This is a genomic window from Corallococcus sp. RDP092CA, assembly GCF_041903675.1.
Lineage (GTDB): Bacteria > Myxococcota > Myxococcia > Myxococcales > Myxococcaceae > Corallococcus.
Genome location: NZ_JAYESI010000042.1, coordinates 25,643 through 36,790, shown reverse-complemented (window position 1 = coordinate 36,790; position 11,148 = coordinate 25,643). Strand labels below are relative to the sequence as shown.

Here is an 11,148-nt window from a genome sequence, read left to right as displayed (position 1 = left end):
ATGGGATTCGACGCGATGACGTTGTACCGGGTGGCGCGTGGGCTGAAGCAGCGCGGGGTGCCGTTGCTGCCGGCGGTGCTGCGCAAGGCCATCTACTACCTGCACAGCTCCTACATCCCCGAGGACGCGGAGCTGGGCGAGGGGACGCAGCTGGGCTACGGCGGCATCGGCGTGGTCATCCACAAGGCGGCGAAGGTGGGCCGTCACGTCCTCATCTCGCAGCAGGTCACGATCGGCGGACGCTCCGGGTTGGAGGGCGCGCCGGTGATTGGCGACTACGTGCGCATCGGCGCGGGCGCCAAGGTGCTGGGCAACATCCACGTGGGCGACTTCGCGGTGATTGGCGCCAACGCGGTGGTGGTGAAGGACGTGCCTCCCGGCGCGGTGGTCGCGGGGGTGCCCGCGAAGGTCATCCGCCAGGACGCGGACCCGCTCACCACGTACCAGCGTGAGATGGGTCTGCTGCCCACGCGGACGCCGCCGAGGCTCACCCAGGTTCCCCGGCCCTCCACGCAGGCGTCCCTGCGCTAGGCGCTTCGCTTCATTGGAGAAGGGGGCTTCCTTCATGCGCGTGCTGCTCGTCGGGGACTACCCGCCGCCGTACGGGGGCGTGGCCATCCACGTCCGTCAACTCCATCAATTTCTGCGCGACCGCGGGGTCGAGGCGAAGGTGCTCGATATCGGGAAGGGTGGCCGGCCGGCTCCGGACGTCCTCCCGGTGCACGGCGCCGCCGCCTTCGGCCTGCGGCTCGCGGGGTTCACCTCCGCGGGCTGGACGGTCCATCTGCACACCAGCGGCAACAACCCGAAGGCGTGGGTGCTGGCGGCGCTGGTGGGCACGCTGCCCGGGCCGCGCTCGCCGCGCGTCATCACGCTGCACTCCGGGCTGCTCCCGGACTACCTGGCGGAGTCGCAGGCCCGGCGCGTGTTCGCGCGCACGGCGCTGGCGGGCTACGCGCGGGTGGTGGCGGTGTCCCCGGCGGTGCGCGACGCGGTGGTCGCGTGCGGCGTGCCAGAGGAGAAGGTCCTGGTGCATCCGGCCTTCTGTGCGTCCCAGGTGCGGCCCGGCCCGGTGACGCCGGAGGTGGAGGCCGCGCGGGCCCGGCGCGCCCCGCTGCTCGCGATGGCGCACCACCCGTCGCCCGTGTACGGGCGCAAGGCGATGTTCCGCGCGCTGAGGCGGGTGGCGGAGACGCACCCGGGCGTGGGCCTGGCGTTGTTCGGTCCGGGCACGCGCTCCGAGGAGTTCATCCGCGACGCGCGCAACCTGGGCGTGGCGGGGCTCCTGGAGGACCTGGGCGAGCTGGAGCACGCGAAGGCGCTGGGGCTCCTGTCGAAGTGCGACGCCTTCATCCGGCCCACGACGCACGACGGGGACTCGCTCTCCGTGCGCGAGGCGCTGGCGCTGGGCGTGCCGTGCGTGGCCAGCGACGTGTGCGCGCGGCCGGAGGGCACGCGGCTGTTCAAGGCCGGGGACGAGCGGGCGCTGGCGCAGGCGGTGCGCGACGCGCTGGCGGCGGGCCCGGCGAAGGTGCTGGCCCCGGATGCGGGGCCGGTGATGCTGGACTTGTACGCGGGGTTGCTGCCGTCCGGCGTGGCGGGTGCGGGGACCGTGAACGCGGCGTGAGGGCGTGGGGACGGGGTTGGGGCGCCTCCGCGACGGGGGCGCGCTTCAGGGCTTTCAGCACGGGGTTTTGACTTCAGGAGAAGACGATGCGGCGCAGTGAAGAGATGGACTTGTCGAAGCGGGCCCTTCGCGGACGGGACCTGGTGGTGTTCTCCAACGACTGGGACGGGGACCCGCTGTCGAAGGTCCACATCATGCGGATCCTCTCCCGGGACAACCGCGTGCTGTGGGTGAACAGCATCGGCAACCGCGCGCCCAGGGCGAACGCGCACGACGCGCAGCGGATCATCAAGAAGCTGAAGTCGTTCACCCAGGGCATCCGTGAGGTGGAGCCCAACCTGCATGTGCTCGCGCCGCTGGCGATCCCGTTCTACGGCGCGGAGGCGGTGCGCCAGGCGAACCGCCACCTGCTGCGCCTCCAGGTGCTGCGCGCGATGAAGCAGCTGAAGTTCGAGCGGCCCATCTCCTGGAGCTTCCTGCCCGCGTCCGCGCCGGTGTCCGGCACGCTGGGCGAGGACTTCGTCGTGTACCACTGCGTGGACGAGTTCTCCGCGTTCGGCGACACCAACGGCAAGCACATCGCGGAGCTGGAGGAGCGGCTCCTGCGCCGCGCGGACATGTGCATTACGTCCGCGGAGCGCCTGTATGAGAACAAGAAGCGCCTCAACGCGCGCACGGTGCTGGTGCGCCACGGCACGGACTTCTCGCACTTCGTGAAGGCGTGCGACCCGGCGACGCGGATTCCAGAGGACATCGCGAAGCTGCCCAGGCCCATCATCGGCTTCTTCGGGCTGGTGGCGGACTGGATTGACCAGGACGCCATCATCGCGTGCGCGAAGGCGCACCCGGAGGGCTCCGTGGTCATCGTGGGCAAGACGACGCCGGACTGCGACGACAGCCGGCTGCGCGCGGTGCCCAACATCCACATGCTGGGGCGCAAGCCGTACGCGGACCTGCCGGGCTACAACAAGGCGTTCGACGTGGCGCTCAACCCGTTCGTCATCAACGAGCTGACGCTCAACTCCAACCCGCTGAAGGTGCGCGAGTACCTGGCGTCCGGCCTGCCGGTGGTGTCGTCCGACCTGCCGGAGGTCCGCAAGGTGGGCCTGTGCCGCATCGCCACCACGCCCGAGGACTACGTGAAGCAGGTCAACGCCGCGCTGGCGGACAACCCGGGCCCGAACCGGGAGCGCGCGGAGAAGATCTTCCACGAGAGCTGGGAGGCGCGCGTCGCGGAGATCCGCCAGCACGTGGGGGAGGCGATGCTCGCGGCGGGCAAGAAGCTGTAGGTCCGGTCCGGCACCGGGCGACAAGGGGGCGCGGGTCCGGGGCGCGCGAGCGCGCTCAGGCCCGCGCCTCCGTCATTCGCGCGGGTCGTCCGCGCGGCCCGTCACGCGGCGCTCCAGCAGGGCGTAGCGGCGCGCGAGGCGGGTGTAGTCCCCGGGGCGGATGGGCGTGCGCGCCTTCGTGCGCAGGAGGTCCTCCTTCGCGTCCAGGTAGTCGCGCGCGGGCACGCCGCAGGTCTCCTCCAGGAGGCGCGCGGCCTCCGCGTCCGGCAGGGACGGGGGGATGCCCAGGCGCTCCTGCATCAGGCGGCGCAGGCCCGTGTCGAGCTCCGGCAGCAGCTCCGCCTCCACCTTCGCGCGGCGCATGAGCCAGCCCAGGGAGCGCACGTATTCGCGCGACGAACGGTGGCGCTCCACGCGCAAGGGCCGGGGCGCGCCGAAGCGCGTGCCCCGGGAGACGACGTAGACGAGCCCCACGGCGAGGCTCTGGGCGATGAAGACCCAGAGGCCTCGGGACAGGGGCGGGCGGGTGACGACGGCGTGGTGGAGCTCGTCGAAGCGCAGGGGCCCGCGCGCGGCGAGCGCATCCCAGAAGCGCAGGTTGTCGAGCAGCTCCAGCCGCCGGTTCTCCGCGAGATCCGGGCCCGCGGCGACGTAGACCTCACCCTGGCCCAGCCCCCAGCGCCACAGCACGCCCGCGCCGCCCAGGCCCGCGAGCGGCACCGCGTCCTCGTGCTCCATTCGCAGGCTCCGATCCCGGGCCACGCGCAGGAGCGACAGGTCGCGCAGCGCGCCCGCGGGCAGCCACACGTCCACGGTGACTCCCGCGGGATCCACCCACTCTGAGGCCAGGCCCTGGTGGTTCGTGCCGGGGAGGGCGCCGGAGACGATGCGCAGCCAGTCCTCCATGCCCGGCTGGTGCTCGCCCAGCGCGTGCGGAGACAGGTACACGAGCGTGCCGCCCCCCCGGACGAAGCGCTCCAGCGCGGCGACCTCCTCCTTCGTGACGGGCTGGGCCTGCGGCGCCGCGATGACCAGCGTCCGCGTGCCGGCGGGAATCGAGCCCAGGGACGCCGTCTGCGCGCTGACGTCCCGTCCGCGCTCCTGCAAGTAGACGAAGAGGGCCTTGAGCCCCAGGGGCCCCGGGTTCGTGATGGACGGCACGGGGGAATCCGGCGGGGCCTCGTGCGAGGCCAGGCCCACCGCCAGCGCCACGGCGATCAACAGGCCCAGGACGACCGCGACGCGCGCGTTCCTCATGGCCGACCCTCCGCGAGCGACCCGTGCAACTGCTCCACGGACTCCACGAAGCGGGTGGCCGCCTCCCGCGACACGGGCTCCAGCGAATAGAAGGCCTGGTCGTACCAGCCGACCAGCCGCTCCACTTCACCCGTCACGCGCGCGGGCGCGCCTCGCGAGGGCAGCTCCGCGGCGAGCTCGCGGTTCGTCTTCACGCGGTCCGGTCTCGCCAACTGACGCTGCTCCAGCGCGGACAGCAGGCCGAGCAGGCCCTCGCGGATGGCCTCGCGCGCGTCCTCCGTCTCCAGCGCGGTGCGCGCGCGGCCCAGGTGCTCTCCGGGGGTGTCCAGCCGCAGGGGCGCGGCCTCGCCCTCCATCGCCTGCGCGGGGATGGCCTTGCGGCTCCGGCGCCAGCGGACCCGCAGCACGCCGAACAACACCACCGCCAGCGCCACGCCCAGCATCACCGCGCGCGTGGCCACCGCGAAGCCCTGCGCCCCTCGGGACTCGAAGAGGCCCTCCAGCCAGTTTTGCAGCTCGCGCAGGAGGCGCGTCAGCAGGTCGCTGTTCCGCTGCCGGGCCCTCGCGAACTCCGGCCGGTCGAGGATGGCGCGCAGCCGCTCCGGCTCGCTCGTCACCGAGGGAGACGTCGTCGGCTCCGCGTCCAGCGCGCACACGGCCTCCAGGTAGACGGAGAGCTGCCGGGCCCGGTCGGGCGCCGTCTGCCCGGAGGAGCCGGGCGGCAGGGGCACCCCGTCCAGCGCCTCCACCAGCCGGTTCACCTCCGCGTTGAACGCGTCAGGGGTCGAGCGCGCCGTGTCCTCGAGCCGGCGCGACACGGCCTCCCGGTCCGTGCACGGGGGCAGGGCGGTCAGCAGCAGGAGCAGGGGCAGGGCGGGCACGGGAGCTCAGGGCGCCGGCGTCACCGGCTCCACGGTGGCGATCCGCCGCTCCAGGTCCAGGCCCTCGCGGCGCACGCGCATGTCCACGTAGAAGAACGCGGACACCACGAAGCTCAGCGGCGTGAAGAAGGACTGCCCCACCACCTGCAACAGCTCCGCGGGGACGAGCAGCGCCTGGGGAATGGCCGCCTGGGACGCCGGGTCCAGCAGGTCGCCGCCATAGGCGAGCCGGACGATCCACGCGGGCAGGCCCGACACCAGGCTCACCGCGATGAGGATGCCGCCCACCACCGTGGACAGGATCATGGCGCGCACCGTACCCCGGCCCATGAAGCCCGGCTCGACGCGGCCCTTGAGCAGGGCCCCGGAGCGCTTGAAGGCCGCCCACGCGCCCACGTCCTCCATGGCCAGCACGGGGGGCAGGAGCATGAAGCGCAGGAAGTACCAGAGCACCGCCGCCAGCGCGCCCAGGCCCAGCACGACGGCGCCGATGATGATCAACGCGATGCTCAGCGCCGTGCTGCCTCCCGAGCCCTTGCCGGTGACCGCCGCGACCACGCCCAGTCCCATGACGAGGGACCCGGGCAGGCACAGGACCAGCGTCACGCCCACGGACCACAGGATGGACAGGAGGTACGTCGCGGTCAGCGTGCCCAGGCGCGACGCCGCCCGCCGCAGGCCCTCCGAGGGCCGCACCGGCTCCCCCAGCTGCGCGGGCACCACGTACCGGGCCGCCGCCGTGGTGGCCACCCAGAAGTTCCACACCAGGAACACGTACAGCACCATCATCAACCCCAGCATGATACCGGACTGGCTCAGCGCCTGCGTGGGGTCCGCGCCCGCGGGGGCCTTGCTCCCGAGCCCGGGGAGCACGCCCACCGTGCGCGTCATCACGACGGTGAACGCCTTGACCGCGATGTAGTTGAGCAGGTCGAACCCCAGGCACAGCACGAACAGGGGCTTCAGGTGCGCGCGCCAGAACGTCGCCGCGCGGTCGATGATTTCTCCGGTGGCGAGCGGGCGCAGCTCGACGGAGGTCGGGGAGGGCGTCACGGCCGCGCAGCATAGCGCCGCCTCGGGCTCACGGGGGCGCGCAGGCGGCCAGCAGCGCCAGGGCCGCCTCGCGCGGATCCTCGGCCTCCAGCACGGCGGAGATGACCGCGGCGCCCCAGGCCCCTGGCACCTCCCGGGCGCGCTCCGGCGTCATGCCCCCCAGCGCCAGGGCCGGGCAGGGCAGCCGCTTGGCGAGTCCTCGGAACCCGTGGGGCCCCAGCGTGTCGCGCGTGTCCCCGGGCTTGGACCCGGGCGCGAACACGGGGCTCACCAGCGCCAGGTCCGCTCCCGCCGCGGCCTCCGCCTCGCGTGCGTCGTGCACCGCCACGCTCACCCACCGGCCGGCGGGGAGGATCGGCCGCACGTCGCGGGGGGAGGGACCCGACGCGGGCAGGTGCAGGTGCGCGCCCACGAGCAGCGCGACCTCCAGCCTCCCGTTCACGAACAGCGTCCGGCCCCGGCACACCTCCGCCAGGAGCCGCGCTTCCTCCAGGAACAACCGCCCGGAGGCCTCCGGGTGGCGGTGCTGCACGGCGACGTCCGGCCCCGCCTCCAGCGCCCGCTCCAGCGCGGTCAACAACCGCGCCCGGGGCAGCCGCCAGTCCGTGATGACCACGAGGCGGGGCAGGGCGGGCACCGCTACTCCACGAGCCCTTCAAGGGGGCTGGACGCGGAGCCGTAGGCCTTGCGCGGGATGCGGCCCGCCAGGAACGCGTCGCGGCCGGCCTCCACGGCCTTCTTCATGGCCACGGCCATGCGCACCGGGTCCTTCGCGCCGGCGATGGCGGTGTTCATCAGCAGCGCGTCCACGCCCAGCTCCATCGCGATGGCCGCGTCGGACGCCGTGCCCACGCCCGCGTCCACGATGACCGGCACCTTCACCACCTCGCGGATGAGCCGCAGGTTGTGCGGGTTGCGGATGCCCAGCCCGCTGCCGATGGGCGCCGCCAGCGGCATCACCGCCGCGCAGCCCACGTCCTCCAGCTTGCGCGCGGTGATGGGGTCGTCGCTGGTGTAGGGCAGCACCGTGAAGCCCTCCTTCACCAGGATGCGCGCCGCCTTCACCGTCTCCTCGACGTCCGGGTAGAGCGTCTTCTCGTCGCCCAGCACCTCCAGCTTCACCCACTTGCTCATGCCCAGCTCTTCGGCCAGCCGGCACGTGCGCACCGCGTCCTCGGCCGTGTAGCAGAGCGCCGTGTTGGGCAGGAGCCGCATCTTGCCGCGGTCGATCCAGTTCATCAGCGACGCCTCGCCCGTCGCCTTCAGGTCCAACCGCCGCACCGCCACCGTGACGAGCTCCGCGCCCGACGCCTCGTGGCACTGCTTCATCACCTCGTGGCTGGGGTACTTCCCCGTCCCGACGATGAGCCGCGAGGAGAACGTCACCCCCGCCAGCGTGAAAGGCTTGTCCGCGATGCCGCTCATGACCCGCTCCTCTCCAGTGCCTGCGCTCACCCGCCACCGACGAAGGTGACGATCTCCACCCGGTCCCCGTCCTGGAGCCGGTGCTCGGCGTGACGGGCGCGGCGCACCACCTCCGCGTTCACCTCCACCGCCACCCCCGGGCCGCTGCCCAGGTTCAGCAGCGCCAGCAGGGACGAAAGGGTGCTGCCCTCCGGCAGCGTCCGGGCTTCTCCGTTGACCCACACGTTCACGGCCTCACGGCTCCTTCCGGCCCCCTGCGGACGGGACCCGCCGGTGCCAGTACAGGGGCGGTTCTGCCCTGTCAACGCACAGCCTCCCCACCGCAACAGCCCTGCTTCAGCGCGCCGGAACGGATTTTTCGCGCTCGGATGCGTTTTGTTCCGCCACCCCAGCAGGCAGGGGGGCAGGGCCTCCCTCTTGTGCGCGGCGCCCCTGTGCATGCCTCCGGCCGCTGACAAGCGCTGTGCAGGGGCGGGGGGAGCGACCAGTTTCTGCCCAACGCCGGGGAACAATTCCTCCGGCATCCAGAACACACTCACAGGGGGCGGTCACACATGCGGAAGCTCATGATTGCGGTCACGGCGGTGGCGGGGCTGACGATGGTCACCGGCTGCAAGAAGGATGACGTCCAGGCGCAGCGCGAGGACGTCGCCGAGGCCCGTCAGGAAGCCGCGCAGGAGACGGCGGAGGCGCGTCAGGACGAGAGCAAGGAGATGGCCTCGGCGCAGCAGAACGCCAACGAGGACATCGCGGAGGCACGCCAGGACGCCAACGAGGACATCGCGGAGGCGCGCCAGGACGCGAACGAGAAGATCGCCAGCGCCAACGAGGACGTGCGCGACGAGGAGCAGGACCTGGCCGAGGCCCAGGCCAACCGGAACGAGGAACTGGCCGAGGGCGGCTCCGGCATGGCCGGCACCACCAGCGCCGCGGCGGCCACCACCGTCAACGGCCGCGTGCTGTCCAAGTCCGGTGACACGCTGACGCTGGTGGACAGCACCAACAAGGAGCTGAAGCTCAAGACCAACGACAAGACCGCGATGATGGACAACGCCAGCCGCGCGGTGAAGCTGGACGACATCAAGGAGGGCGCGCAGGTGCGCGCCTCCTACGTGATGGACGGCAAGGACATGGTCGCCCGCGACGTCACCCTGGTGGCGCCGATGAAGAAGATGAACAAGTAATCCCCGCGCCTCCCGCGCCTGACGTCCCACGCGGACAGGGGAGATACTTGAAGGCGGCGGCTCCCACCCTCGCGGTGGGGGCCGTTTCCTTTTTTGTCGGGGAGCTGCCTGGTGGGGTCGGACGGGAATGTCTGACCCGGGTGGTAGGACGCGTGCGTGAGGAATTCCTCATGCCTTCCCGCGCCCGGGAAGCCCCTTCCTCGTCCTCAGGAGCGTCACCGCGATGGCCACCCATCCCCCCGCGTCTTCCGCATCCCGGCCCTTCATCCTCTTCACCACCGGGGCCACGTCCTATGAGCTGGTGCGCTACCTGGGGTCGCGCGCAGGAGGGGAGCTGCTGCTCGCCCGCAGGCACTACGCGCGCACGCCGGGCGGGCTGGTGTTGATCAAACGCCTGCGGGACGTGACGGATGACGTGGCGCGGGCGCGGCTGCGGGAAGAGGTGAAGCTGCTCATGCGGCTGTCCCACCCGGCCATCGCGCCGGTGTACCTGGTGCGGGTGCACGACGGCGCGCCCCACCTGGTGACGGAGTACGTGGACGGGCCGTGCCTGGAGACGCTGTCCAGCTTCGCGGCGCTGCGGCGGCGGCCCTTCTCGGAGGCGTTCGTCGCGTACGTGGGCGCGGAGGTGGCGGACGCGCTCCATCATGCCCACTCGCTGGAGGACGCGCGCGGCCTGCCCGTGGGCGTGGTCCACCGCGACATCAGCCCCCGCTCCCTGCGCGTGGACGTGCACGGGCGGGTGCGGCTGTCGGACTTCGCGCTCGCGTGGTCGCGGCTGCCCGGGCGCGTGGTGACGGAGCCGGGGCTCGTGCGCGGGGACGTGGCCTATGCCTCGCCGGAGGCGCTGGAGGGGCAGCCGCTGGATGGCCGCGCGGACCTGTTCTCCCTGGGCATGGTGCTGCTGGAGCTGCTCACCGGCCTGCACCTGCTGGACCTGGAGGACGTGGAGCGCGCCGCGCAGCAGGCCCAGCCCGTGCCCGGCACGCGCGGGCTGTGCGCGGAGACGCCCAGCTGGCTCCCCGCGCCGCTGATGGCCGCGCGCATGGCGTGCCTGACGCCGGCCCACGTGGAGCAGGCCACGCGGGGGCTGTCACCGGGCATGGGGGCCGTGCTCAAGCGGGCGCTCCAGCGCGACCGCGACCTGCGCTTCCAGACCGGCGCCCAGCTGCGGGACGCGCTCCGGGACCTGCTGAACGCGGAGGGCCGGCCCTATGGGCCTCCCGAAGCGCTGCGCGAGGTGGCGGAGGTGCGCACGGACGCGCTCGTGGGCCCCGCGGGGGAGGTGGAAGCCGGGCTCCCGCTGGAGGACGACCTCTGGGACGGCTGCGATGACGACGGCGCGGAGTGGCCGTGAGGCGTGACGGCCGGGCGGCGCGGGGTGCTTGTCATGGCCGGAGGCCGTGGCGAAGACTGCTGCCATGGCTGACGTGAAGGAGCTGCACCGCCAGTGGTGCATCGCGGACGGGCACGCGGATTCGCTGATGTGGAACCGCGACCTGTGCGAGCGGTCGACGGAGGGGCACGTGGACTTCCCCCGCCTGCGCGAGGCGGGGGTGAAGCTCCAGTGCTTCACGCTGGTGACCCGGGGCTTCCCGTTCATTGGCGGCTTCCCGCTGTTCGCCGCGTGGCGCAGGTGGCCCCCCGAGGCGCGCGGCAGCGAGTGGACGCGCGCGCTCTGGCAGATTGAAAGGCTGGACGCCTTCTGCGCCCGCTCCGGGGACACCGCGCGCGTCGCCACCACCGGGGCGGGGCTGGAGGACAACCTCGCGAACGGGCGGCTGTCGGCGGTGCTGGGCGTGGAGGGCGGGCACGCTATTGAAGGCCGGGTGGAGCGGCTCGCGGAGCTGCACCGGCGTGGCGTGCGCTTCATGGGGCTCACGCACCTGTCCAACAACGACCTGGGCGGTTCGTCCTTTCCCATGATGGGCAACCGGGGGCTGACGCCGCTGGGCCACCAGGTGATGGAGGAGATGGCCCGCCTGGGGATGAGCGTGGACGTGGCGCACGCCTCCGAGCAGACGCTCTCGGACCTCTTCGCGCACCCCACGGTGCGCTACTTCTGCTCGCACACCGGCGTGCGCGCCGCGGGCGGCGGCTGGCGCAACCTGTCCGACGAGGCGCTGCGCACGATTGCCCGGCGCGGCGGGGTGGTGGGCATCATCCTGGCGCCGGTGTACCTGGGCGGCGACACGTGGGACGACGTGGTCCGCCACGTGGAGCACGCGGTGGAGGTCATGGGGGAGGAGGGCGTGGGCGTGGGCTCGGACTACGACGGCATGGTGGCGCTGCCCCGGGGCATGCGGGACGTGACGGACCTGCCCCGCCTCACGGAGGCCTTGCTCAAACGACACCCGGAGGCGTGGGTGGAACGTGTGATGGGTGGCAACTTCCGGCGTTACTTCCGCGAGACGCTCGGTGGCGGTTGACAG

General features: G+C 72.6%; 12 protein-coding genes. 6 read left to right on the top strand and 6 right to left on the bottom strand.

Features of this window, described 5'->3' with window-relative positions; genetic code table 11:
* From U8525_RS31050 to exoP, 3 genes are all read left to right on the top strand, one after another.
* A complete protein-coding gene (locus U8525_RS31050) occupies window positions 1–531 on the top strand; it encodes a serine O-acetyltransferase (RefSeq protein ID WP_374270330.1) in 531 nt (176 codons plus the stop codon).
* A gap of 34 nt (window positions 532–565) precedes the next feature.
* Complete coding sequence (locus U8525_RS31045; protein WP_374270329.1) at window positions 566–1,627, top strand: glycosyltransferase family 4 protein; 1,062 nt, start codon at window positions 566–568, stop codon at window positions 1,625–1,627.
* 86 nt (window positions 1,628–1,713) lie between these two features.
* Window positions 1,714–2,916 carry a spore coat polysaccharide biosynthesis glycosyltransferase ExoP gene (gene exoP, locus U8525_RS31040; RefSeq protein WP_374270328.1) on the top strand — a complete coding sequence of 401 codons (1,203 nt, stop codon included), beginning with the start codon at window positions 1,714–1,716 and terminating at the stop codon, window positions 2,914–2,916.
* A 72-nt stretch (window positions 2,917–2,988) separates the two neighbouring features.
* Here exoP and U8525_RS31035 read toward each other — a convergent pair whose 3' ends face one another.
* From U8525_RS31035 to thiS, 6 genes are read right to left on the bottom strand one after another with little or no spacing between them, the layout of a single operon-like run.
* Window positions 2,989–4,173, bottom strand: a complete 1,185-nt coding sequence (locus U8525_RS31035) for a DUF4350 domain-containing protein (protein WP_374270327.1) — start codon at window positions 4,171–4,173, stop codon at window positions 2,989–2,991.
* A complete protein-coding gene (locus tag U8525_RS31030) occupies window positions 4,170–5,054 on the bottom strand; it encodes a DUF4129 domain-containing protein (RefSeq protein WP_374270326.1) in 885 nt (294 codons plus the stop codon). Before U8525_RS31030 ends, U8525_RS31035 begins: the two co-directional genes overlap by 4 nt.
* A gap of 6 nt (window positions 5,055–5,060) precedes the next feature.
* Window positions 5,061–6,107 (bottom strand): hypothetical protein, encoded by a 1,047-nt coding sequence (locus U8525_RS31025; RefSeq protein ID WP_374270325.1) that lies wholly within the window; start codon window positions 6,105–6,107, stop codon window positions 5,061–5,063.
* 28 nt (window positions 6,108–6,135) lie between these two features.
* Window positions 6,136–6,744 (bottom strand): thiamine phosphate synthase, encoded by a 609-nt coding sequence (locus tag U8525_RS31020; RefSeq protein WP_374270324.1) that lies wholly within the window; start codon window positions 6,742–6,744, stop codon window positions 6,136–6,138.
* A gap of 2 nt (window positions 6,745–6,746) precedes the next feature.
* Window positions 6,747–7,532, bottom strand: coding sequence for a thiazole synthase (locus U8525_RS31015; RefSeq protein WP_374270323.1), 786 nt, complete (start codon window positions 7,530–7,532; stop codon window positions 6,747–6,749).
* A 26-nt stretch (window positions 7,533–7,558) separates the two neighbouring features.
* A complete protein-coding gene (thiS, locus tag U8525_RS31010; RefSeq protein WP_223645221.1) occupies window positions 7,559–7,762 on the bottom strand; it encodes a sulfur carrier protein ThiS in 204 nt (67 codons plus the stop codon).
* Window positions 7,763–8,098: 336 nt separating this feature from the next.
* On the opposite strand from thiS, the gene U8525_RS31005 reads away from it, so the two are divergent.
* From U8525_RS31005 to U8525_RS30995, 3 genes are all read left to right on the top strand, one after another.
* Window positions 8,099–8,716 (top strand): hypothetical protein, encoded by a 618-nt coding sequence (locus U8525_RS31005; protein ID WP_374270322.1) that lies wholly within the window; start codon window positions 8,099–8,101, stop codon window positions 8,714–8,716.
* Between the two features lie 223 nt (window positions 8,717–8,939).
* Window positions 8,940–10,073, top strand: coding sequence for a serine/threonine-protein kinase (locus U8525_RS31000; RefSeq protein WP_374270321.1), 1,134 nt, complete (start codon window positions 8,940–8,942; stop codon window positions 10,071–10,073).
* Window positions 10,074–10,137: 64 nt separating this feature from the next.
* A complete protein-coding gene (locus U8525_RS30995; RefSeq protein ID WP_374270320.1) occupies window positions 10,138–11,145 on the top strand; it encodes a dipeptidase in 1,008 nt (335 codons plus the stop codon).
* Window positions 11,146–11,148: the final 3 nt, after the last annotated feature.